This is a genomic window from Micromonospora sp. DT231, assembly GCF_049847025.1.
GTDB lineage: Bacteria > Actinomycetota > Actinomycetes > Mycobacteriales > Micromonosporaceae > Micromonospora.
This window is the reverse complement of the sequence record NZ_JBNCNO010000005.1, coordinates 547,217-571,103: the sequence shown is the minus strand read 5'-3', so window position 1 is coordinate 571,103 and position 23,887 is coordinate 547,217. Positions and strand designations below refer to the sequence as shown.

At 72.0% G+C, this 23,887-nt stretch carries 17 protein-coding genes; 7 read left to right on the top strand and 10 right to left on the bottom strand.

Features of this window, described 5'->3' with window-relative positions; translation table 11 throughout:
- Positions 1–32: 32 nt before the first annotated feature.
- Positions 33–1,436, bottom strand: a complete 1,404-nt coding sequence (locus tag ACPXBU_RS16695) for an MFS transporter (protein WP_425758722.1) — start codon at positions 1,434–1,436, stop codon at positions 33–35.
- Positions 1,437–1,521: 85 nt separating this feature from the next.
- Here ACPXBU_RS16695 and ACPXBU_RS16690 point away from each other — a divergent pair, with 85 nt between their 5' ends.
- Positions 1,522–2,487: an Lrp/AsnC family transcriptional regulator gene (locus ACPXBU_RS16690; protein WP_425758721.1), complete on the top strand. Its 966-nt coding sequence runs from the start codon at positions 1,522–1,524 to the stop codon at positions 2,485–2,487.
- Between the two features lie 115 nt (positions 2,488–2,602).
- Here the strand turns inward: ACPXBU_RS16690 and ACPXBU_RS16685 are convergent, their stop codons facing one another.
- Positions 2,603–3,484 (bottom strand): hypothetical protein, encoded by an 882-nt coding sequence (locus tag ACPXBU_RS16685; RefSeq protein ID WP_425758720.1) that lies wholly within the window; start codon positions 3,482–3,484, stop codon positions 2,603–2,605.
- A gap of 191 nt (positions 3,485–3,675) precedes the next feature.
- Between ACPXBU_RS16685 and ACPXBU_RS16680 the strand changes: the two genes are divergently transcribed.
- Positions 3,676–4,083 carry a nitroreductase family deazaflavin-dependent oxidoreductase gene (locus ACPXBU_RS16680; RefSeq protein WP_425758719.1) on the top strand — a complete coding sequence of 136 codons (408 nt, stop codon included), beginning with the start codon at positions 3,676–3,678 and terminating at the stop codon, positions 4,081–4,083.
- 30 nt (positions 4,084–4,113) lie between these two features.
- On the opposite strand, the gene ACPXBU_RS16675 is transcribed toward ACPXBU_RS16680, so the two are convergent.
- Positions 4,114–4,830, bottom strand: coding sequence for a VOC family protein (locus ACPXBU_RS16675; protein WP_425758718.1), 717 nt, complete (start codon positions 4,828–4,830; stop codon positions 4,114–4,116).
- 202 nt (positions 4,831–5,032) lie between these two features.
- On the opposite strand from ACPXBU_RS16675, the gene ACPXBU_RS16670 reads away from it, so the two are divergent.
- Positions 5,033–5,302, top strand: a complete 270-nt coding sequence (locus ACPXBU_RS16670) for a hypothetical protein (protein ID WP_425758717.1) — start codon at positions 5,033–5,035, stop codon at positions 5,300–5,302.
- 102 nt (positions 5,303–5,404) lie between these two features.
- On the opposite strand, the gene ACPXBU_RS16665 is transcribed toward ACPXBU_RS16670, so the two are convergent.
- The gene (locus tag ACPXBU_RS16665) at positions 5,405–5,704 is read right to left on the bottom strand and encodes a hypothetical protein (protein WP_425758716.1); all 300 of its coding nucleotides are present in this window, start codon (positions 5,702–5,704) and stop codon (positions 5,405–5,407) included.
- A gap of 143 nt (positions 5,705–5,847) precedes the next feature.
- On the opposite strand from ACPXBU_RS16665, the gene ACPXBU_RS16660 reads away from it, so the two are divergent.
- Positions 5,848–6,747 (top strand): ABC transporter substrate-binding protein, encoded by a 900-nt coding sequence (locus ACPXBU_RS16660; protein WP_425758715.1) that lies wholly within the window; start codon positions 5,848–5,850, stop codon positions 6,745–6,747.
- 62 nt (positions 6,748–6,809) lie between these two features.
- On the opposite strand, the gene ACPXBU_RS16655 is transcribed toward ACPXBU_RS16660, so the two are convergent.
- On the bottom strand, positions 6,810–7,658 hold the full coding sequence (locus ACPXBU_RS16655) for a sigma-70 family RNA polymerase sigma factor (RefSeq protein ID WP_425758714.1): 849 nt from the start codon (positions 7,656–7,658) through the stop codon (positions 6,810–6,812).
- A 70-nt stretch (positions 7,659–7,728) separates the two neighbouring features.
- Here ACPXBU_RS16655 and ACPXBU_RS16650 point away from each other — a divergent pair, with 70 nt between their 5' ends.
- Together ACPXBU_RS16650 and ACPXBU_RS16645 are read left to right on the top strand one after the other, a co-directional pair.
- Positions 7,729–8,148: a DoxX family protein gene (locus ACPXBU_RS16650; protein ID WP_425758713.1), complete on the top strand. Its 420-nt coding sequence runs from the start codon at positions 7,729–7,731 to the stop codon at positions 8,146–8,148.
- A gap of 50 nt (positions 8,149–8,198) precedes the next feature.
- Positions 8,199–9,185, top strand: a complete 987-nt coding sequence (locus ACPXBU_RS16645) for an NAD-dependent epimerase/dehydratase family protein (protein WP_425758712.1) — start codon at positions 8,199–8,201, stop codon at positions 9,183–9,185.
- Here the strand turns inward: ACPXBU_RS16645 and ACPXBU_RS16640 are convergent.
- From ACPXBU_RS16640 to ACPXBU_RS16620, 5 genes are all read right to left on the bottom strand, one after another.
- Positions 9,182–10,690: a hypothetical protein gene (locus ACPXBU_RS16640; protein ID WP_425758711.1), complete on the bottom strand. Its 1,509-nt coding sequence runs from the start codon at positions 10,688–10,690 to the stop codon at positions 9,182–9,184. The two genes, ACPXBU_RS16645 and ACPXBU_RS16640, sit on opposite strands and share 4 nt — an antisense overlap.
- Positions 10,691–10,772: 82 nt before the next feature.
- Positions 10,773–13,913, bottom strand: a complete 3,141-nt coding sequence (locus ACPXBU_RS16635; protein ID WP_425758710.1) for a non-ribosomal peptide synthetase — start codon at positions 13,911–13,913, stop codon at positions 10,773–10,775.
- Complete coding sequence (locus tag ACPXBU_RS16630; protein WP_425758709.1) at positions 13,913–17,974, bottom strand: amino acid adenylation domain-containing protein; 4,062 nt, start codon at positions 17,972–17,974, stop codon at positions 13,913–13,915. The genes ACPXBU_RS16635 and ACPXBU_RS16630 overlap by 1 nt, the downstream gene beginning before the upstream one ends.
- Entirely contained in the window at positions 17,971–19,209 is a 1,239-nt protein-coding gene (locus ACPXBU_RS16625) for a MupA/Atu3671 family FMN-dependent luciferase-like monooxygenase (RefSeq protein WP_393362133.1), read from the bottom strand. The genes ACPXBU_RS16630 and ACPXBU_RS16625 overlap by 4 nt, the downstream gene beginning before the upstream one ends.
- Entirely contained in the window at positions 19,202–23,599 is a 4,398-nt protein-coding gene (locus tag ACPXBU_RS16620) for an SDR family NAD(P)-dependent oxidoreductase (RefSeq protein WP_425758708.1), read from the bottom strand. Before ACPXBU_RS16620 ends, ACPXBU_RS16625 begins: the two co-directional genes overlap by 8 nt.
- Before the next feature lie 94 nt (positions 23,600–23,693).
- On the opposite strand from ACPXBU_RS16620, the gene ACPXBU_RS16615 reads away from it, so the two are divergent.
- Positions 23,694–23,882 (top strand): MbtH family protein, encoded by a 189-nt coding sequence (locus ACPXBU_RS16615; RefSeq protein ID WP_425758707.1) that lies wholly within the window; start codon positions 23,694–23,696, stop codon positions 23,880–23,882.
- The last annotated feature ends 5 nt before the right edge of the window (positions 23,883–23,887 follow it).

The following is a 23,887-nucleotide window of genomic DNA, read 5'->3' as shown; positions in this document are numbered from 1 at the left end:
TCGGTGCGCCGCACCCCGGGGGACGAGCACCTTTATCGATGGGCCGAGGGTTCCGCCGGTGCCGCGGCCGGCGCGGCGGCGTGCTTGCGGACCAGGACGAGCACCAGGACCCCGCCGGCCAGGGCGGTTCCGGAGGCGATCAGCAGGGTCGCGTTCAGTCCGTCAGCGAACCCGTCCGGCGAGCCGTGCCCGTCGGCGATCCGGTTGGTGAAGACGGTCCCGAAGACCGCGACGCCGAACGCGAGCCCGAGCTGGCGGAACGTGTTGAGCGCCCCGCCGGCCATCCCGCTGCGCTCGCGTGGCACTTCGGCCATCACCGCCGAGGCGTTCGTGGGCAGCACGCAGCCGACGCCGAGACCGGCCACGATCAGTCCGGGGATCAGGGCCGCGCCGGTGCTGTCCGTGTCGATCCTGGCCTGCAGCAGGTTTCCGACGGCGATCAGGAGCAGCCCGAGGCCGACGGTCCAGCGCGCGGCGATCCGCTGCAGGAACCGGCCGGCGGACGCGCCGACGACCAGGGCAGCGGCGGCCATCGGAAGGGCGCCGTACAGGCCGGCGTCGACGGGGCCATCGCCGAGTACCCGCTGCAGCCAGATCATGCTGAACGGCAGGTAGCTGAACGCGGCTGCGTGGGCGAGGAACGCGGCGACGATCAGCACGGTGAACGGCACCCGGCGGAACAGGGTCAGGTCGAGCATCGGGTGGTCCGAGCGGGTTTCGGCGAGGAACAGGACCAGGGCGAGCAGGCCGGCGGCGAACGCGGCCAGGGTTACGCCGTCGGTCCAGCCGGCTTCACCGGCGCGGATCAGACCGTACGTCAGGGCGGCTGCCGCCACGGTGAAGCTGATCGTGCCGGGCAGGTCGAAGCGGCCACCCCACGGCGCCCGGGACTCGCTCACCCCGCGGATCGTGAACCAGACCGCGACCAGGCAGATCGGCAGGTTGATCAGGAACACCGAGCGCCAACTGAAGTGCTCGGTGAGCAGGCCGCCGGCGAGCGGGCCGGCCGCGGCGGCGACGCCGTTGACCGCACCCCAGATGCCGAACGCGACGCCCCGGTCGTGGCCGTGGTAGGTGAAGTTGAGCAGGGCGGCGGTGCACGCGAACATGGCCGCGCCGCCGAAGCCCTGCAGGATCCGGCCGGCGATCAGGGCCTGCTCGTTCGGGGCGAGCGCGCAGAGCAGCGAGGAGATCGCGAAGATGCCGATGCCGCTCAGGTAGGTGCGGCGGCGGCCGAACCGGTCCGCGAGCGAGCCGGCGCCGAGCACCAGGGCGGCCAGGGACAGGGCGTACCCGTCGATGACCCACTGGAGGTCGGTGTAGTCCGCGTGGAAGTCGTCGGAGATCGCCGGTAGGGCGACGACGACGATGAGGACGTCCACCAGCAGGAGGAAGGTGCCGAGGCAGACGGCGATCAGTGGTGACCATTTGCGCATGCACTGCAGGATGCCGACTCTCGCACAATTATCCCTAGTCGGAGTCACCATTCCTGCGGATCTCGACGTTCGATAAGATAAGGCGGTGGAAATCGACGATCTGGACCGGCAGGTGACGCACGCCCTGCGGATCAACGGCCGGGCCGGGTACCGGGAGATCGGCACAGTGCTCGGTGTCTCCGACCAGACGGTCGCCCGGCGTTACCGTCGGTTGCGCGCCGAGGCGGGGCTGCGGGTGGTCGGCATGCCCAACCCCATCGAGCTGGGGTACGAGACCTGGTTGATCCGCCTGCGCGCCGCCCCGGACTCGGCGTTGCCGATCGCTGGCGCATTGGCCCGCCGCCCGGATACCGGCTGGGTGTCGATCACCTCGGGTGGTACCGAGATTGTCTGCAACGTGCGGGTGCCGGCCTCGGTCGACCGGGAGACCCTGCTGCTGCAGAAGCTGCCCCGGACCCCGCGGGTGACCTCGGTCAGCGCGCACTGCGTGGTTCACCAGTTCGTCGGCGGGGCGGTCGGCCCGGACCTTCATGACGACGCGCTGACCGCCGAGCAGATCGCCGCGCTGACCCCGGTCTGGGCGGCACCGGGCGGTGGCCGGTCGGCGGCGCACCTCACCTCCGCCGACGCGCCGCTGCTGGAGGCGCTCGCCTGGGACGGGCGGCTCAGTTATGCGCAGCTGGCGGCCTCCACCGGCTGGCCGGAGTCGAGCGCCCGCCGCCGGATGCAGGAGCTGTTCGAGTCCGGGTCGCTCTACACCGACGTGGAGGTCGAGCCGGAGCTGTACGGGTTCCGCGCCGCGGTCCTGCTCTGGCTGGCGGTGAGTCCGTCCCGGCTGGCGGCGGTCGGTGCGGCGCTTCGCGAGCACGAGGAGATCGTCTTCGCGGCGGCCACCACCGGGCCGACGAACGTGCAGGCCTTGGTGCTCTGCCGGGACATGCCGGCGTTCTACCGGTACCTGACCGAGAAGCTGAGCTCGCTGGAAGGCGTGGAGCGGGTCGAGTCGGAACCGCTGCTACGAAACGTCAAGCAGCTCGGCACGGTGCGATGACACTTGGTGTAGGCGGCGGCTGGATCTCCTCTCGTGGTGAGGGATCGGGCGACGGACGGTCAGGCGTGGGCGGCCACGGACACGGTGCTACCCGTACCGAGCTTTGCTGATCGACTCAGATGAGGAAGACGTAGCAGTCACGGAGGATGCTGACGTCGTCGTCCGACTCGGGCCAGGCGACAAGCGGCTGACCGTGCACGTCGAGGTCGTCGGGCCAGCCGGTGAACACCGGGTCGATGCTCAGCTCGGCCGCGACCTGCGGTGCCGCGCACTCGCCGACGAAGTCCCACAGCTCGTCGGCGTCAAGCCGTTCGGGCGGCCCGGTGCGACCGAGACGGGCCAAGGCGCGCTGCTCGATCGGCAGCGGCTTACCCTTCGACGTCTCCGGCTTCGCACTGCTGAAGCGGCGCACGATCTGACCACGCGAGCCGACCAGCCACGCGTCGCCGTCGCCCTGGCTGCCGTAGAAGTAGGCCTGCGCGTCGCCGTACCGGGAACTCAGCTCCTGGACCCAGCCTTCCACCTGAGGATCGTCGTCGGGACCGCAACTCGGGCCGGAGACCACCGTCCAGCCGTTGAGCATCGGTGAGATGAAGACGTGTCGCCACGTACGCGATCGGTCGGGCCCGCCGTGACCGAGGTGGGCGACGAGCGTCTCGCCGAGGCCGTAGGTGGCGGGCGCGGACCTGGTCAGACCGAGCACCCGCATGATCTCCTGCTGGTCACCGCCACGCACGGTCAGCCACGAGTTGAAGCAGCCATCGATCGAGTACGGCCGGTCGTGGGGAAGTTTGATCGCGATGAGCCGTCTCAGCACGGCCAGGTCCGCGGGGTCGAGCGCCAGTTCGCCGCCGAGGTGCAGCAGAGCGAGCAGCGCGGGCCGCCGGGCCGGCGCGGGACCATCTCGGCGGATCGCCCGTAACTCCGGCAGCATGGCTGCGTCCAGGCCACCGAAGCCCTTGTCCGCCGCGTCGGTCAGCAGGTCCACGAGGTTCACAGTGGACACCCTAGCCCCGGCGACTCACCCCGGGATTGGGCCTCGTTTCGAGGTGATGCCCGATCTGGTGGCCTCGTGTTGCTCCGACGGCTGTGGTCGTCGGCCCATTGGTGGGTGCTGACAGTGCCGCGCCCCGTCGGGGCTGTCAGAATTGTGTCGACGGAGCCGGTGTGCGAAGGCAGGGAGAAGACGTGAGCGACTGGAACGACAAGATCATCGCTGAGTTCCGCGCCAACGGTGGCCAGGTCGGCGGCCAGTTCGCCGGGGCGCCGCTGTTGCTGTTGCACAGTGTCGGCGCCAAGAGCGGCCAGCCCCGCGTGCACCCGATGATGTACCAGGAGGTGGACGGCGGCTACGCCGTGTTCGCGTCCAAGGGCGGTGCGCCCACCAATCCTGACTGGTACCACAACCTGCTGGCTCACCCCAAGGCTCAAGCGGAGATCGGCACGGACAAGGTCGAGTTGGTCGCCAGAGTCGCCACCGGGGACGAGCGGGAACGGATCTGGAGCGCGCAGAAGGCCGCGTATCCAGGCTTCGCCGACTACGAGCGGAAGACCACCCGCCAGATCCCCGTCGTCGTCCTGGAACCGGCGCCGTAGGCGGAGACGGCACAGGGGTCGTACCGCGAGTTACCGCAACGCCGCCGCGAGTTCGGCGGCGTTGTCGTACGCGGATGCCGCCCTTGCCGATTCGTCGTCCGTGAGCGTGACGGACCGGGCGCGGGTCAGCATCTCGGCCGCAGTCTGTGGATCGTGCAGCACCATCGCGAGTTCGGCGCGGTAGACGAGGACCTCCACCTGCTCGACCGGATCGTCGTCGGCGTGTGGGCGGGCCAACGCGCTGTCGAGGATCCGTACGGCCTGTCCGACGCTTCCCCTGGAGTCGGCCTGCACGACAGCATTCGCCAGGGCCTTGGCCAGCCGCCCGGCGGGTGTGGCGGCCGGCATGGGCGCGGCGGCGTCCCGAAAGACGCGGATCCAGTTGCCGCCCGGGTCGATGACGCTGAATCCGCCCAACCCGTCGGCGTTCTTCCGCGCCCTGGGCCGGGTCATCCGCGGCGTGCCGGACACCAGCACCTTGCCGTACGCGGCGCGCATGCCGGCTGCGAATGCCCGATGTAGTCCCTCGATGTCCGCGGTGATCACGAGGCAGGAGCCGTAGGACTGCTCCGGGTCGAATCCGGGGATCTCGAAGAACTGCAGATGCAGGTCTTCCCGCTGCACCCCCACGCACGCGTTGGGCTTGCGTTGCTTGTACGTGGTGTGGAAGCCGAGAACTCCGTAGAAGGTCTCGATGTCGTCAATTGATGCGCACGGCAGCAGAGGAACGGTCCGTTCGTTGGTCATGCCTCCTTCCTAGGCGTCCCAGGGTGTCGATCGCACATGGAAATAGCCGTCCATCGCCGTCGGCCATCCGATCGGCCGATGACTCAGCACGCGACGATGCCCGGCCGAGCCACCGGCTGACGACGTCCTCGGGTCGGTCGGTCCGCGGCGCGGTTGGGCATGATGGACAGGCATGCGGTGCGCCGAAGCGAGGGGGTACGCCGTGGAGCTGCGACTGCGCATGTCCGACAGGGCGCGAGATTTCGTCGAGCAGATCCTGCACGAGATGCTGGTGCGATTCCCGATCACCCGGGACGAGGCGGTGGGCCGGGTGAACCAGGCGTGGGGACACCTCGACCACATCGGCGACAAGGACCTGATCTTCCACGAATCGCCTGACGAATGGGCTCGTACCATCTACTACGGCAAGGACTCGCGCTGGTGGCAAGGCGAGGACGGGCTCACGCCCCTGCCGTACGAGTCGGACGCGTGATCGGGCACGTGCTGCCCGGGTGCTCCGGCGTGGTGCGGCCGGGCGCACGCCGTGGCACGCTTCAGAGTCGCCCGGAGGGCGGCAACTCCGGATGCGCGACGTTCAGTTCTTGGGCAGCCGCAGCCGCCCGATGCGGCGCTCGCCGTCCAGGGCGCGCATCGCCCGGGCCAGCGTCGCGGCGTGCAGCTCGTCCTCGCCGCGTTCGAGCATGGTCTCCGCCGCCACGCCGATCGCCCTGGCCTCCGCCGCCAGCGCCTGCGCGGCAAGGACGCAACCCCGCGCGTCGAAGTGGCCGCTGTCCCGAGCCGGGTTGAGTCGAGCCACCAGGTCGATGATGCGCAGGTAGCGGTCCACGAGTTCCTGCTCGGCGCGGGTCAGCGCGGGAAGCTCTCGTTCCGTCATCGCACTCCTTCCGTGGGCATCCCGCGTGCCGGGCGGGGAGGGAGGCGCAACCCGCGCGCGACAGGATGGGGAGAGCCTATCCACGCTGACCGGGCACCTGCGCGGGAGTGGACGTGCCCGGTTGTGCCTGGTAGGCACAGAGCGTGCGGATCCTTTCGTTACTGCCGGCGGCCACCGACATCGTGGCAATGCTTGGCCTGACCGGGCACCTGGTCGGGCGTACCCATGAGTGTGACTGGCCGCCGGGGGCCCTGGCCGAGGTCCCGGCGGTGACTGCGACGTCCCTGCCGGAGGCCCTGACCAGCCGGGAGATCTCGGCGGCGATCGCCGGTGACGCGCACCGGGGATCATCGCTGTACCAGCTCGACGTCGCCTTGCTGGAGGACCTGAAGCCGGATCTGATCCTGACCCAGGATCTGTGCGACATGTGTGCGGTCTCGTACGAGCGGGTCAACGACGCGGTTCGTCTGATCGATCTCGACACCACTGTGGTGTCCCTGGAGGCGCGGACCATCGACGGGATCCTGGACACCGTCGATGCCGTGGCCGCGCTGACCGGCGCCGAGGGCCGGGCGGCGGAGATCCGAGCCGACGCCGGACGTCGCCTCGCCGCGCTGCCCGGATCGGTGACCGGCGCGCCGACGGTGTTGTTCGTCGAGTGGCTCGACCCGTTGATGCCCGGCGGGCACTGGGTGCCGGAGCAGATCGCCCATGCGGGTGGGCGGTCCCTGCTGCTCGGGCCGGGCGCGCACAGCACCCCGCACCTGTGGTCGGTGGTCGCCGACCTGGCTCCCGAGGTCGTGGTGTTCGGGCCGTGCGGGTTCACGCCCGAGCGCACCTTCGACGAGTTGTCGGTGGCGGCGGCGCAACCCGGTTGGGCGGACCTGCCCGCGGTGCGTCAGGGACAGGTGTGGGTGGTCGACGGGCCTGCCTACTTCAACCGCCCCGGCCCGAGGGTCGTCGACGGCGCGGAGATCCTCGCCGGCATCCTCGCGGGCCGTCCCGACTCCCGCGCTCGACGGGTACCCCTCGACGTGGGGTGACACCATCTGTCGGACCGCCGCCGCCGCCTGCGTCGACATCGGCCGGGTCCGCCCGCGCGCCGTCACTCGGCAGCGGGGAGGGACACGACGCGGCGCTCGTAGGGTGCGATGGTGATGTTCGTGACGAGTCCGTCGTGGACGCTGATCCGGATCAGCGCGAGCGGGTGCCCGCCGGGAGCGACGACCGCGCCGGGGCGGCCGTCGACGAGGACTGGGACGGCGACGGCGATGCGGTCCACGAATGCCCTTGTCTCCTCCGCGACCGCCCGCGCGCCTCGGACGACGGGCTCGGCGCCGTCGGCGAGGAACCCGAGGTCGGCCGTGCGGACGACGTCGGGTGCCAGGAGCGTGACGAGCCGCGCGATGTCGCCACCACGCGCGGCGTCGAGGAAGGCGTCGATGACCTCGAGCTGGCGTGCGGGCCGCGGTCGGTCGACCGGACCGGCCGCCCGGAGTCGGATCCGCGCCCGACTCGCGAGTTTCTTCGCCGCGACCGTCGTCGTGTCGAGCACGGACGCGACCTGGTCGAACGGGACACCGAAGAGGTCGTGGAGCACGTAGGCCACCCGCTGCGGGGGAGAGAGTTCGCCGAGGACGACGAGCAGCGCGCGGGAGATGTTCTCACGGCGGATGAACTCCTCGTCGGTCGCGAGGTGCGCGCCGGGGATGTCGTCGGCCCGGAGCGGGAGCTCTCCCCTGCGGTGGCGGGCGCGGAGCTGGTCCAGGCACAGGCGTGCGGTCACCGTGGTGAGCCAGCCGTCGAGGTTTACCAGTTGCGCGGGGTCGGCTGAACGCGCGCGCAGCCAGGCGGCCTGCACCGCGTCCTCGGCGTCGTGGTGCGAGCCGACGATGCGATAGGCCAACGACATCAGTCGTGCCCGCGACGCCTCGAAGTGATCGATCAGTTCCACGTCTGGTCACCTTTCCCGCGTGCCGGGCGTCAGGAGGGGCGGGAAACCAGAACCTGACGACCCTGCGCACATGGGAGGCACTGATGAGCTTACCGATCCCTCGACCACGCCGGCGCGCGTCATGATCGCCGTACTCGAAGGCGTGCTGCTCGGTGCGACGATCCTCTGCGCCCTCGCCAACGGCTTCGAGGTGGTGGCGAAGGCGATCAGGGCCGATTTCGTGCTGCGCAACTGCGCCGAGGTCGGGCTGTCCACGCGGTGGATCCCGTACCTCGCGTTGCTCGAGGGAGCCGGCGTCGTGGGGCTGGTGCTCGGCCTCCTGGGCGTGCGTCTCATCGGGCTGGCCGCGGCCGTCGGTCTCGTCCTGTTCTTCGTCGGCGCGCTCCTGGCTCACGTCCGGGCGCGGGTGTTCCACACCATCGCGTTTCCCGCCGTGTTCCTCGTCCTCGCCGTGGCCGCCGTGCCGCATTTCGGGTGGACGGCCGCCTGATCGGTGCTGCGAGCCGGAGATCCGCGGTAGGCCGTGATGTGATGGTCGGCATGGACTTGCTGATTCTCGGTGGAACGGCATGGCTGGGACGTGAGATCGCGCGGCAGGCGCTCGACCGCGGGCACCGCGTCACCTGTCTGGCCCGTGGTGACAGCGGTCCGGTGGCCGACGGTGCCGAGCTGGTGCGCGCCGATCGGCTCGGAGCGGACGCGTACGCGCAGGTAGCCGATCGGGATTGGGACGCGGTGCTGGAGGTCTCGTGGCAGCCCGGCATGGTGCGGGCGGCACTCGACGCGCTGGCCGGAAAGGCCCGCCACTGGTCGTACGTGTCCTCGGTGAACGCGTACGCGGACACCGACGTGCCCGGCGCCGACGAGTCCGCCCGCGTGGCCGAGCCGCTGACCGGGGACGAGGCGGACGGCGAGCAGTACGGCCCGGCCAAGGTCGCGTGCGAGCAGGCGTCCACGGCCGCGTGCGGCGACCGGCTGCTGATCGTGCGGCCGGGGTTGATCGGCGGTCCCGGCGACGACAGTGGCCGCACCGGCTACTGGGTCGCCCGGGCGGCGCGGGCCCCGCAGGAGCCGATGCTGGTGCCCGACACCCCCGAGGTGCCCACCCAGGTGATCGACGTCCGCGATCTGGCGGTGTGGCTGGTGACCACGGCCGAGGACGGCCTCACCGGCACGTTCAACGCGGTCGGCCCGACCGTCCCGTTCGGTGAGTGGGTGGAGCTGTGCCGGACCACGGGCGGCCACGACGGCCCGGTCCGGCGGGTGCCGGCCGCCGCGCTGATCGAGCAGAAGGTCGCGCAGTGGGCCGGCACCGACTCGCTGGCCATGTGGCTCGTCGAGCCCGGTTGGGAGGGCTGGTCCACCCGGGACGGTGCGGCGGCGACCCGGGCCGGGCTGCGCCACCGCTCCCGCGCGGACCTGGTCGCGGACATTTTGGCCTGGGAACGCGACCAGGGGCTGGACCGGGAGCGGGGCGCTGGCCTGAGCCCGCAACGGGAACGGGAGCTGATCGAGGCGCTGACCTAGCGGCCGCTGAGCAGCTCGGGTTCCAGTGGGCCTTCGGGGGAGCGGCGCGTCATGATCACTTCCTTGTGCGGGTCGCCGTCGAGCATCGCCTGCAGGATGTTGCTTCGGCCCTCGCTCACGCCCAGCAGCGTCGCGCCACCGTAGAGGGTGCGCAACTGACGCGGCTCCAGGCCGCTGGCCGCGCTCAGCTCGGCGGCGACGTCCGAATCGGGGCCGCCGGCGAGGAAATCGTGGATCTCGTCCAGGCGGTCCAGCAGATGCGGTCGCTCCCGGGTCAGATAGTCGCCGAGCCGCTCGCCCTTGCCCGCGAAGGGGGAGTAGACCATGCAGATCAACTGCTCCTCGCCGAGCCCGTACGCTTCGGCGGCGAAGCCGTTGGCCCGCTCCCGCATCCGCGCGGCGGCGTCCGGGCCGTCGTACCGCTGCCGCACCCGGTCGACAAGCCAGTCGGGGAACTCCTTGGTGTGCATCAGCCGGGTGGCGAAGGCGACGTACTCGTCGAGGCCCTCGCCGTAGTCCCGGCCGTACAGCCGCTCGCACTTGAGCCCGCGCAGGTGCGCCATCAGCGTCGGGTTGGCGCAGTCGGACTCGGTGAAGCTGAACGCCAGCTCGTCGAACGCGAAGCCGAGGAAGCCGGTCAGCAGCGGCCAGTGGTGCAACGAGGAGTATCCGGTGTCCTCGAAGATGGAGAAGAACCGCAGCTCCTTCGGCACGTCCGAGGCCACGCCCCGGGCGGCCACCTCGTCTTTCGCGTCGGCGCCGAAGATCTCGGTGAAGTACACACCCGCGATCGCGTCGGCGGAGCGCAGGAAGCTGCCGAAACCGGCGTCCCCCGTCTGGCGCGGCTGCCGGCCGTGGTTACGCGCCAGCCGGTTCACCCAGAGGTAGTAGGACCGCTGCTCGGCAGGTGAGTCGCCGGTGATGACGAGGTCGACCCCGCCGTCGTACGCGGTCGCGATGCCGAACGAGTTGACCATGCTGAGGTTGCACGAGTTGCAGAACGTGGGCCGGCCCTCGGCCATCGTCCGGTGCCCGGTCATCAGCATGTCCAGGCGGTTGCGGGCGAGCACCCGGGGCGACGCCGGCTCGTCGCGGCGGAACGGGCGCACCTCGTCGTCCTCGATCATTATCGCGGTGCAGTCCGGGTCCTCCGCGAAACCCAGCGCCTGGTACGCCCGGTCGATGTTGTCCATCACCGCCTGCGGCATGCCCGCCTGTCGGTTGGTGGCCGAGCGGAGCCGGAACGTGCTGCCGTACCGGTCGTGCAACAGCAGTTGCACCATCCGGACGAACGCCAGCGTGTACGTGCTGTCCTTGCCGCCGCCGTACGCGACGAGGACGACGTTGTCGCCGGGCCGCTCCCGGACCGGCAGCGCCGCGTACAGCCGCTGCGCGCAGTTCTCGGCGCCCGCGACGTCCTCGGCGGACAGCGCGTCGCGGAGCCCGGCGAGCGTGCGCGCTCGAATGTCGGCGAGGTCGGGCGGGACGGTCCTGGTTGTCGGCATGCGGTTTCCCCCGGGAGCGAACGGCGTACGGAATTCGTCGAGTGCATCGATGACCGTGCGCCGAAGACGGAACGAGACGGAATCAGGTGGTGGTCCGCGACCGGCGGGCGGCGGAGAGCTGGGCGGTCCGGCGCGCCGAACCGCGCTCGCTGCCGGTGGACACGGACTCGGGCGCGGCCGCACCGGTGAGGAACGTCGCCATGGCACGGATGGTCGGATGCCGGAACAGGTCGATGACGTGGACGTCACGACCGAACGCGGCGCGCAGGGCCTCCCGCAGCCGGATGATCAGCAGCGAGTTGCCGCCCGCGTCGAAGAAGTTGTCGGTCGCGCCGGCCGCGCCGCCGAGCACCTCCGCCCAGCAGGCGGCCACCCGCTCCTCGGCCTCGCCGACGGTGGCCTCCTTGGGCCGGTCGGCGGAACCGGCCGCGAGCAGGGCCAGCACCGCCTTACGGTCCAGCTTGCCGCTCGGCAGCAGCGGCAGGCTGTCGGTCACCCGCAGCACCGCGGGCACCATGTACGCGGGCAGCCGGTCGGCCAGGAAACCGCGCAGCTCGGCATCGCTCACCGCAGCGCCCGGTCGGGGTGCGGCCGCCGCCACCAGTTCGTCGCCGGACGCCGCGCGGCGCACCATCGCACAGGCCTCGCCGACCGCCGGATGGGTGAGGATGATCGCCTCGACCTCGCCCAGCTCGATCCGCGCTCCGCGCAGTTTGACCTGGTGGTCGACCCGGCCGACGTAGAGGATGCGCCCGTCCGAGGCGTACCGGACGAGGTCGCCGGTGGCGTACAGCCGCTCGCCGCCGGTGGTGGAGAACGGGTCGGGGATGAACCGCTCGGCGGTGAGCGCCGGCCGGTTCAGGTAGCCGCGGGTGACCCCGGCGCCGCCGAGGTGCAGCTCGCCGACCACCCCCGGCGGCACCGGACGCTTGCGCGGATCCAGGATGTACGCCTTGGTGTTGAGCATCGGCCGCCCGATCGGGATCGCTTCCCCCGGGCGCACGATGTTGAACAGTGAGAACGTGGTGGTCTCGGTCGGGGCGTACATGTTGTAGATCCGCTCGACGCCGGGCAGTTCGGCGAGCCCTCGCAGCACCGACGGGGCCAGCACCTCGCCGTTGGAGACGACGGTGGGCGGGGAGCCGGGCGGGCCACCCATCTTCAGCAGCTCGCTCCAGATCGACGGCACCGCTGTCACAAGCGACAACGTGTCGGTGCCCGGTGTACGCGGCAGCGCGAGCGCGTCCTCGGCGATCACCACCGTGCCACCGCCGGCCAGCGCGGTGAAGATCTCCCACATGCACACGTCGAAGGTCATCGAGCTGATCAGCGGCACCGAGGTGAAGGTCTCCGGGCCCAGCTCACGGTGCGCCCAGGTGATGATGTTGATCAGGTTGCGGTGCTCCAGCACCACCCCCTTCGGGCCGCCGGTCGAGCCGGAGGTGAACAGGATGTACGCGGCGTTGGCCGGCCGTACCGGCGAGTCGACCGGGCCGTCCGGGCCGGTGCGCAGCCGCGGATCGTCCTCGGTCAGCTCGACGTGGCGGGCGGGATACCCGGCCACCCGCTCGGCGTACCGCGGCGCCGCGACGATCACGGCCAGGCCGGCATCCGCGACGATCTGGTCGAGCCGTCGCTGCGGGAGTGCCGGGTCCAGCGGCACCCACACGCCACCGGCCTTGAAGATGCCGAGCATGACGGCGAGCATCTCCAGCGAGCGGGGCAGACACACGCCGACCCGGGCCTCGGGGACGACGCCGAGATCCAGCAGCAGGTGACCGGCGCGGTTCGCGGCGGCGTCGAGCTCGCGGTAGCTCCACCGCCGGTCCCCGGAGCGGGCCGCGACGGCGTCCGGGGTGACCGCCGCCTGGCGTTCGAGCAACTGGTGGATGAGCAGGTCGGGCACCTCACCCGTGGTGTCGTTCCAGTCGTGCAGAACGAGCCGGACGTCCGCGTCGGTGGCCGCGATCAGGTCGGAGACCGGCTGCGCCGGATCCTCGACGATCCGGCCGAGGATCGTCTCCAGCCGCTCCAGCATGCGTTGCACGGTCACCGCGTCGAACAGGTCCTCGCGGTAGCCGATCCGGAACCGCAGACCCTGCTCCGTACGGGTGAGCGCGAAGTCCAGCTCCACCTTGGCCGTCGGGAGCAGCGGATAGGACACGCGGACGGTCAGCTCACCCGCGCTGGCCGGCGCGGGCACCTCCTCGTAACCGAACATGACCTGGTAGAACGGGTAGTAGCTGGGGTCGTGGGCGACGCCGAGCGCCCCCAGCACCGTCTCGAACGGCAGGTCCGGCTGCTCCATCGCGTCCAGCAGGCTGCCCCGCACGCGGCCCAGCAGGTCGCCGAACGACGGGTCGTCGCCGAACTCGGTGCGCACCACGACCGGCCGGGCGAGATAGCCGATCAGCTCGGCCGTCGCCGGATCGTCGCGGCCGGCGAGCGCGAGCGCGGTCACCACGTCGGTGACGCCGTGCTGGCGGAGCAGCACGTCGCAGGCCGCCTTGGTGAGCATGTACTCGCTCGCCCGGAACCGTCGGGCCACACCGGCGAGCCGGTCGGCCACGGCCGGGGCGATCGTCCGGCTCAGGTACGCCATCCGGTGCCGCGTCACCGCCGGGCGGGAGCGGTCCAGCGGCAGGTCCATCACCTCCGGAGCGCCGGTCAGGTGTTTGGTCCAGAACGCCGCCGCGCCGTCACCGGCCGCCGCCGCACGGCGACGAGAGTAACCGGCGTAGTCGGCGGGCTCCCGCGGCGCCGGCTCGGCGCCCGCGGCGTACGTCGCGTACAGGCTGATCAGCTCGGTGCGGAAGAGGTCCAGCGAGACGCCGTCGAAGACGACGTGGTGCACGCAGCCGACCAGCCGGTGCTCCGTCTCGGACACCCGGACCAGCAGGAACCGGGCGAGCGGCTCGGCGGCGAGGTCGAAGCCCCGGTCGAGGAAGGCCGCGACGTCGTCGTCCTGCCCCGTCGCCACCTGCACCGGTCCGGGCGCCGCCACGACCTGCTCGACGTGGCCGTCGACGGCGCGCAGCCCGGTCCGCAGCGCGGGTTGCCGCCGGGCCAGTTCGGTCAGCGCGCGGCGCAGCGCCGCCGGGTCGAGCGGCCCGTCGAACCGCACCTCGAACGGCACGTTGTAGAACGGGTCGCCCGGCCGCATCTCCGCCATGAACCACAGCCGCTGCTGTGCCGCGGACGCGGGCAGGATCTCGACGCTCATCAGGCGTCCTCCCTCGGCTCGTTCAGTACGGCTGCGACCGCGGCCACCAGCGGCTCGCGCATCATCGTGTAGTGGTTGCCGTCGACCGTCCGGACGGTGAGCCCGCCGCCGGCCAGCTCGGTCCAGCGGGCGTACAGCGCCGGGTCCTCGTCGCGGGCCAGCACCAGCGTGTACGGCGTGGTCAGCGGCCGCGGCCGGTACTTCCACACCAGGTGCAGGTTCGCGACCCACAGGTCGAGCACCAGCGCCATCCGGTCACGGCCGGCGTCCGGCGGCAGGTAGTCGCCCTTGCGCGCGATGTCGAGCAGGTAGTCCAGGTGCTCGTCGTCGGTCATCTCGCGCAGCTGGTCGAGGCCGAGCAGACCGTCGCCGTAGTCCCACTGCAGGTTCTGCGCGAGGGCCGCCACGATGTCCGACCGGTCGGGCTCCTGGTCCGCGGTGACGTAGACCGGCGGGTGCGAGTCGAACAACGTCAGCTCGACCTGCTCGCCCTGGCTCTCCAACTCGGCGGCGATGGCGAACGCGTTGACGCCGCCGTAGCACCACCCGGCGACCGTGTACGGGCCGGCCGGCTGCTGCCGGCGGATCAGCTCGACGTACGCGGCGGCCCGCTGCTCGAACGTCGCGTACGGCAACTCGCCGTCGACAAGCGGTGGGGGTGCGATCGCGTACATGGGACGGTGCAGTGGCTCGGTCAGCCGGGCGAACGGCATGTAGCAGACCACCTCGCTGCCGGCCGGGTGCGCGAAGAAGATCGGCCGCCCGGCGGTCCCGAACCGGATCTCCACCAGGTGCGCCTCCTGCTCCGGCGCGTAGCCGTCGCGCAGCAGGTGGGCGAACCGTTCCACGGTCGCGCCCTGGAAGATCGCCGCCATCGGCAACTGCCGGCCGAACCTGCTCTCGATCTCGGTCATCAGCTTCAGCACCAGCAGCGAGTGGCCGCCCAGGTCGAAGAACCTGTCGTGCAGGCCGACCGGGCGGGTGCCGAGCACGTCCTCCCAGATCGCGGCCACGGCGAGTTCCACCGGGTCGCGGGGCGCGACGAACCCCGCGCCCTGTCGTTCGGCAGGTGGTGGCGGCAACGCTCGGCGGTCGATCTTGCCGCTGGTGGTCAGCGGGAAGTCGGCCATCGCGACCAGGGCAGCGGGCACCATGTAGTCGGGCACGAACGCGCGCAGATGCTCGCGCAGGTCCTCGGGCCGGAACGCCTCACCGCTCGGCTGGACATAGGCGACCAGGCGGCGATCGCCGGGCCGGTCCTCGCGCACCATGGCGACCGCGCGGGCCACCTCCGGATGCCCGGCCAGCCGGGTCTCGATCTCGCCCAGCTCGATCCGGTAGCCGCGCAGTTTCACCTGGCCGTCGTCGCGGCCGAGGAAGAGCAGGGTGCCGTCCGGGCGGTAGCGGACCTGGTCGCCGGTGCGGTACAGCCGGGCGCCGGGGCGACCGCTGAGGTGGTCGGGCACGAACCGTCCGGCGGTGAGCCCGGGCCGGTCGTGGTAGCCGCGGGCCACCCCGGCGCCGCCGATGTACAGCTCGCCGGGCAGCCCGGCACTCACCGGTTCCAGGTGCTCGTCCAGGACGTACACCTCGGTGTTCGCGATCGGGCGGCCGATGGAGATCTGACCCGCGCCCGGCTCGACCCGCCAGCAGGTGGACCAGATCGTCGTCTCGGTCGGGCCGTACACGTTCCACACCGGAGCGGGACCGTCGGCGAGGACCCCGGCCAGCACCGGCGGCAGCGCCTCACCGCCGACCAGCACCCGCAGCGCGCCGGTGTTGCGCCAGCCCGACCCGGTCAGCAGGTGCCAGGTGGCCGGGGTCGCCTGCATGACGGTGACGCCGCGGTCGGTGAGCAGATCGCGCAGGGCGACACCGTCCTGGCCGACCGCGCGAGGCACGACCACGACCTCGGCGCCACGCGCCAGCGGTGTGTACAGCTCCAGACCGGCGATGTCGAACGAGACGGAGGTGACCGCGGCCAGGACGTCGCCGGCGGTCAGTTCGATCTCGTCGGCCATGCCCAGCACCAGGTTCACCAGGTTGCGGTGGGTGACCTCGACGCCCTTCGGCCGCCCGGTCGACCCGGACGTGTAGATGACGTACGCGAGCCGCTCGTCGGACAGCGCCGGACCGGCCCCGAGCGGCCCGCAGGTGGCGATCGCGTCCCGGTCGAGATCCAGGCAGACCACCTCGCCGGCACACTCCGCGAGCACCGGGCGCAGCTCCGCCTCGGTCAGCAGCGCCATCGCGCCCGCGTCGGCGCACATGGTGGCGAGCCGCTGCGGCGGATGGCCGGGGTCCAGGGGGAGATACGCCGCGCCGGACATCAGCACGCCGAGCAGACCCACCACCAGGTCGACGGACCGCTCCAGGCAGACGCCGACCACGCGCTCCGGCCCGGCGCCGCGCTCGCGCAGGTACGTCGCCAGGGCGCCGGCCCGCTCGACGAGTTCGGCGTACGTGATCCGCTCGTCGCCGGACGACACCGCGACCGCCGCCGGGCTCGCCGCGGCCTGCCGCCGGATCAGCCCGTCCAGGGTGAGCCCGGCCTCCCGGGGGACGGCCGTGCTGTTCCATGCCGTCAGCATCGTGGCGAGCTCGGCGTCGTCGGCAAGCGACAGGCGGCCGACCGGCCGGCCGGCGTCGGTCACCCCCTGCTCCAGCAGCCGGCGCAGGTAGCGGGCCAACCGTGCGATCGTCTCGGTGTCGAACAGGTCGGTGTTGTACTCGAAGAGCCCGAACAGGTGGTCGGCCAGCACCGCGTCGTCGAAGACGCAGAGCATGCACTCGTCCTTGGCCGTGTGGTTGTCGAAGATCAGCGCTTCCAGCCGCAGCCCGGACAACGGCACCGGGTCCTCGTGGAAGTCGACGAACATGAACGACGTCTGGTAGACCGGGTTGCGGCTCGGATCCCGGTCGACGTCCAGCTCGTCGAGCAGCGTCCCGAACGGGATGTCCTTGTGGTCGAACGCGTCCACCACGGTGCGCCGCACCGAGTGCAGCAGCTCCCGGAACGTCATCTCCGGACGGATGACCGTCCGCAGCGGCAGCATGGTCAGGAAATAGCCGATCAGCGCCTCCAGCTCGGACCGGCTGCGGGTCGACGAGGTGGTGCCGACGATGATGTCCTGCTGCCCGGTGAGTCGGTGCAGCAGCAACTGCCACGCCGCCAGCACGACGACGTACACGGTCGTGCCCTCGCGGCGGGCCAACTCCCGGACCGCCTCGGTGAGCGCGACCGGCAGGTGGAACTCGTAGCGGGCGCCGTTGAACGTCTGCACCGGCGGCCGGGGCCGGTCGGCCGGTAGCTCCAGCACCATCGACGCCCCGCCGAGCCGCTCCCGCCAGTACGGCACCTCACGCGCCTTGATCCGCTTGTCCACCCAGCGCGGCTGCCACTCGGCGTAGTCGGCGTACTGGACCGGCAGGGCGCCCAGCTCGGGCTCCCGGCCGGCCAGCTTCGCGTTGTAGAACTCGGCGACCTCGGCGCCGAAGACGCCGAGCGACCGCCGGTCCCAGACCAGGTGGTCGATCGTGGCGATCATGACGGTGTGGTCCGCGGCCAGCCGGAGCACCGAGATGCGTACCAGCGGTCCGGCGACGATGTCGAACGGCCGGCGCACCTCGCCGGCGCCGAGCTCCCACATCCGTTGTTCCCGGGCCTCGGCAGGCTCGTCCGTCAGGTCGAACTCGCGGTATTCGTACGCCAGCTCGTCGTGCACCACCTGCACCGGCCGCAGACCGTCGAGCCGGAACGTGGTCCGCAGCGCCTCGTGTCGGGCGACGAGCGCGCCGAGGGCCCAGCGCAGCGCGTCCAGCCGCAGGTCACCGCGCAGGCGCCAGGCGAAGAAGACGTTGTACGCCGGGTCGTCACTGTCGAACTGGTGAATCAGCCAGATCCGCTCCTGGTCCACGGTGAGCGGACTGGGCCGGCCGTGGCCGCGCGGGGTGATCGGCTGCTCGGACGGCGCGGCGCCGCCCCGTTCCCGCAGCCGCCTGTCGAGCAGCGCCCGCTGCTGCGGGGTGAGTTTTGCCAGCCGGTCGGCGATGTCGGTCATGCCGCGTCCTGCTCGCCGCGGTAACGGTCCTTCAGCTCGGTGAGGTGCCGCAGGCTGTCCAGTACCCGGGCCTGCTCGACGCCGAAGTCGACGAGGCAGGCCACCTCGTGCACCCCGATGTCGACCAGGTCCTCGATCAGCGTCTCGCACTTGTCGGGCGTGCCCAGCAGCGCGATCGTGTCGTAGTAGCGATCGAACATCGCGCTCAGCATGGCCTCCCGCTCCTCTGTGTTCAGCTGCGAGAACACGCTGCCGAAGCTGTCCTGTTGGGCCAGGAAGTCGGTGAGGTAGTCGATCAGCGGGCGGCGGACCAGCTCGCGGACCTCGTCGTCGGACGTGCCGACGAACGTGTGCGCCATCGCGCCGACCCGCCCGGGACCGTGACCGTTGTCCCGCCTGGCCTCCTGGTAGGCGGCGATCTTGCGGCCCAGGTCTGGCAGCTGCTGGGCGACCAGCCCGGTCAGCACGTTCGCGCCGGCCCGGCCGGCCTGGACGAACGTGTCGATGTTGCCCGATGCGGAGATCCAGATCGGCAGCTCCGGCTGCAACGGGCGCGGCATCGACCGGACCTGGATGGTCTCGCCGTCCGGTCGCTGCAACGGCACGGATTCGCCGCGCCACAGCCGCTGCACAAGCGTGATCCGCTCGAACATCTCGGTCCGGCGCTGCTGGTAGCGGTCCGGGCTCGGATCCGGGGCGAGCACGAAGTCGTCCGGATGCCAGCCGGAGGCGCAGGAGATCGACACCCGGCCGCCGGAGAGGTTGTCCACCACCGACCAGTCCTCGGCGATCCGGACCGGATGGTGCAGCGGCACGACCACGCTGCCCGCCCGGATCGACAGCCGCTCGGTCACCGTCGCGATCGCCGCCGCCAGCAGCGCCGGGTTCGGGAACAGGCCGCCGAAGTCGACGAAGTGCCGCTCCGGCACCCAGATGCCGGCGAAGCCGTGCTGGTCGGCGTACCGCGCGCAGTCCAGCAGCATCCGGTATTTGCCCGGGCCCTCGATCGAGCCGTCGCTGGAGAAGAAGAACAGGCTGAAGTCCATCCGGCTGGTCGGCCGCCGGGTGCGGCGGTCCCGGCCGGCCCGGGTGCCCGGCGATCCCTCGTCGGGCCGGGCGAACCACGGCAGTGCGCTGCGCCGCTCCTGCAACCTGCGTTCCAGCAGCCGGCGCTGCGGTTCGGACAGCGACGCCACCCGCTCCCGCAGCGCCCGAGTCGTGTCGACGTCAGACATCATTTTCCCCCAGCCGGTCGGCGGTCTCCTCGGCGGACAGCCCTTCCACCTCGCGCAGCAGCGCCTCGAACTCGTCGAGGCCGAGGCCCGCGGCCTGCTGCTGCCGGATCGCGGCGGCCACCCCGGGCACCGTCGCGGCCTCGAAGATGACGTTCATCGGCAGATCACCGTGCAGTTCCCGGAGCCGGGCGATGATCTGGATGGCGAACAGCGAGTTTCCGCCGAGCTCGAAGAAGTCGTCGTCCGCGGCGAAGCCGTCGCGGCCGAGGACGTCGTGCCACACCCGGGCGACGCTCTGTGCCACCTCGTCGTCGGGCCAGGTGTCGGCCGGATCCCAGGAGGAAGCCGCGGTGGCCAGGCCGCGCAACGACTCGGCGACCGCGTGCGCGTCGAGGGCGGCCCCGCCGGCCAGCACCGACCGCAGATCCACCGCGGACACCACGGCGCGCGGAAGCCCGGCGGCCAGTACCGCCCGGGCGGCGGCCACGCCCTCCTGCGCCCGTACGCCGGCCTCGCGCCGGTGCCTGGCGAAACCGTCGCGCATCGCCGGAGTGCCGGCCTGCTGTTCGTGCCAGTCGTCGAAGGCCCACTGCGCCCACGCGATAGTGGTCACCGGCCGGCCACTCGCGGCGCGCGCGTCCGCGAACGCGTCGAGGAACGTGGCCACCGCGGCGTTCTCCGCCTGGCCGATCCCACCGACAAGTCCGGTCGTGCTGGAAACGGTGAGGAAAAAGTCCAGGTCGCCAGGGAGCAGTTCGTCGAGCAGCAGGGTCGAGCGCACCCGGGCGTTCAGCACCGTGTCGATCTGCTCGGCGGTCTTCAGGGCGATCAGCCCGGAACCGCGTACGTCCACCGCGTGCACGACCCCGTCGACGGTGCCGAGGTGGTCGCGGGCCGCGTCCACCACCCGCCGCACGTCTTCCCTACTGGCCAGGTCGGCCGCGACGAAGCCGATTCGGCCGGACTCGGCCAACCGGACGAGCCGGTCCCGGGTCTGCGCCGGCAGCTCGGTCGTGGCCCACTCGTCGAGCGCCGGGAAGCCGGGCGGCCCGGCCAGCATGACCCGCGCGCCCTGGCCGATCATGTCCTCGGCGAAGGACAACCCGGGTTCGTGCGTGGCGCCGGTGACCAGATAGGTGGCGTCGCGGTTCCAGACCTGGTCGGCCGGCGCCGGGCCGAGGTCGATTCCCGCGTACGCCGGAAGCCAGCGCCGGCCGCCGCGCAGCGCGACCACCTCGTCGGGGCTGTCGGCGCTCAGTTCGGCCACCAGGTGCTCGGCCAGCCCGGTGTCGGACCGGCGGACGTCGACGCAGCGTGTACGGATGGCGTCGAACTCCTGGGCCAGCACCCGGGCCGCGCCGAGCACCGTCGCCCGTTGCGGCCCGTGCGCGCCCGTGCCGTCCACGTCGTGCAGCTCGTCGGTCAGCACGTCGATCCGGACCGGCCGGCTGTCTCCGGAGGCGCCGAGCGAGCGGGCAACGTCGAACAGTGCCGGCAGGCCCGGGTCGCCGCCGATGCCACGGGCGTCCACGACGTGGTCGAACCGGCCGGCGGGCAGGCCGTCGTCGGCGATCCGCACGGTGTCGCCGCGGGCTTCCAGCAACGGCACGAGACTCGCGGCCAGACCGGCGTGGTCGGGCAGGACCAACCAGCTGCGCGGGCCGGTCGGCGCGGGTGCCGGCCGCGGTGCCCGCCGCCACACCGGCACGCTCGTCCAGCGGGCCGGGTCGAGACGGCCCGTCGGGCTCTGCTCACCCGGGCGGGGCAGCAGGTGGTCGTCGCCCTCGAACGGATAGCCCGGCAGCGAGACCCGACGCCCGGCAGTCCGGTGCCACGCCGCCCAGTCCACCGGCACGCCGCGGCTCCACAGCTCGGCGACGCCGTCGCGGAACGACTTGACCTCGTCGGTGGGTGAACCCTGGCGGTGCCGCAGCAGAGCCACCGCGGCGACCGGCGCGTCGTCGCTGCCGTGCGCCCCGGCCAGGGTGGTCAGCGCGCTGCCCGGCCCGGCTTCCACGAGCACCCCGCGACCCAACACCGTGCGTACGCCGTCGGAGAACCGGACCGGTTGGCGGACGTGCCCGACCCAGTAGTGCGGGTCGGTGGCCTGCTCGTCGGTGATCCACGTGCCGGTCACGTTGGACACGAACGGGATCCTCGGCGCGGCGAGCGGGATGCCCCGAAGGACGTCGCCGAACTCCGGCAGGGCCGGCTCGACGAGCGCGGTGTGGAAGGCGTGCGAGGTGGCCAGCCTCTTCGGCCGCAGACCGTGCTCGGTGAGCCGCCGCTCGGCCTCGGCGATCTCGTCCGGCGTACCCGCGACCACGCAGGAGCGCGGGCTGTTGACGGCGGCGACCACGGCGTTTCCGTCGCCGTCGAGCAGCTTCTCGACGGTCTCGGCGGGCGCGGCCACGGTCAGCATCCGGCCCGGCGCGGCCTGGTTCATCAACCGTGCCCGCGCGGCCACCACGGTGATCGCGTCGTCCAGCGTGAACACGCCGGCCAGGCACGCGGCGACCAACTCGCCCAGGCTGTGCCCGAGCAGGGCTGCGGGCCGGATCCCGGCGGCCAGCAGCGTGCGCGCCACCGCGTAGTCGAGGCTGAACAGGACCGGCTGGGTGTGCACGGTCTGCCGCAGCCGCTCGGCCGCCGTGTCGTCGTCGGCGAAGGCGACCGCGTGCAGGTCGATCCCGAGCCGGCTGCCGAACCCCTTGGCGCACTCGTCGAAGGCGGCCCGAAACTCCGGCTCGCTGTCGTAGAGCCGCGCGCCCGCGCCCGGATACTGGCTGCCCTGGCCGGGGAGGAGGAAGACGGCGGCGGCCGGCTCGGATCGCGTCGCGGTGCGCGTGGCGCGCAGGGCCGCGATCACGTCGGCGGCGTCCGTGCCGGTCACCGCCCGCCGGAACGGGAATTCGACACGGCCGCTCTGCAACGTGTACGCGACGTCCGGGAGGTGCAGTCCGGCGTCCGCGGCCAGCCGGTCGGCGAGCCGGGCACAGGCGGCGTCGAGCGCGGCCGGCGTCCGAGCCGACACCGGAAGGACCTGGCCGGTCTGCTCCGGCAGCCCACGGGCGGCCGACGCCGGCGGCGCCTCCAGGACGACGTGGACGTTCGTGCCGCCGATACCGAACGAGCTGACCCCGGCCCGAGCGGGATCGGGCGTTCGCGGCCACGGCTCACCTGTCGCGCTGACCCGGAACGGGCTGCCGTCCAGGCCGGTCGCCGGATTGGCGCTCCGGTAGTGCAGCGTCGGCGGGAGGTACCGGTGCGCGATGGCCAGGGCCGCCTTGATCAGGCCGACCACCCCGGCTGCCGTGTCGAGGTGGCCGACGTTGCCCTTCACCGAGCCGAGCAGGCAGCTCCCCGGCGCGGCCACCGGCCCGAACACCTCGGTCAGCGCCCGCACCTCGATCGGGTCACCGAGCGGGGTTCCGGTGCCGTGCGCCTCGACGTACCGCACGGTCGCCGGGTCGACCCCGGCCACCGCCAGCGCCTCCGCGATCACCTCGGCCTGGCCGCGCGGCGACGGCGCGGTGAACCCGGCCTTCTCGGCGCCGTCGTTGTTGACCGCCGAGCCGCGGATCACGGCGTACACGTGGTCGCCGTCGCGCTGGGCGTCGTCGAGCCGCTTCAGGGCGACCACCGCGGTCCCGTCGCCGACGACAGTGCCCGCGGCGGCCGCGTCGAACGGCCGGCAGTGCCCGTCCGGCGACAGGATGCCACCCTCGTCGTAGTGGTAGCCCTGGGCGTCGAGCAGCCGCACGGCGGCGCCGCCGGCCAGCGCGACGTCGCACTCGCGCAGCAGCAGGCTCTGCGCTGCCAGGTGCACCGCCACCAACGACGAGGAACAGGCGGTCTGCACGGTCACGGCCGGGCCGCGCAGGTCGAGTTTGTACGCCACGCGCAGCGCGAGCATGTCGAGGTCGGTGCTGACGGCTGCCTGCACCGGAAGTGTGGTGCGACGGCGTTCCGGGTCGGCGTCGATGCGCTGCGACCGGTACCCGCTCGTGCTGCCGCTGGCGAAGACCCCGACCCGGCCGGTGAGCTGCTGCGGGGCGTACCCGGCGTCTTCCAGCGCGTGCCACGCGGTTTCCAGCAGCATCCGCTGTTGCGGGTCGGTCAGCTCCGCCTCGGCCGGGGTGTAACCGAAGAACTCGGCGTCGAACCGGGCGGGCCGTCGCAGGGCGCCGACCACCGGCACGTACGCCGGATCGTCACGGGTCTCGGCCGGCACACCGGCGTCGGCGAGCTGGTCCGGGGTCCACCGGGTGAGCCCCTCCTCGCCGGCCACCAGGGCGGCCCAGAACGCGTCGAGGGTCTCGGCACCCGGCAGGCGACCGGCCATCCCGACGATCGCAATGCCGAGCCCGTCGTCACCGTTGTCAGCCATGCCGTCCTCCCCGGGATCTGATTCGTCCCGCTGTATTCACATTTCGAAATGGTTGTGCGACCTTGGAGACCACTGCGGCGTTTGTGGGGGAACGATGAACGAAGTGATCTTCCGCGTGGTTCGGAACGACGAGGAGCAGTACTCGGTCTGGCCGACCGACAGCGACCTGCCGCCGGGCTGGTCGGCGACCGGCTTCGAAGGCCGCCGGGACGAGTGCCTGGCGCACGTCGACCAGGTGTGGACGGACATGCGACCGGCGAGTGTGCGCCGGGCGGCCGGCTGAACGAC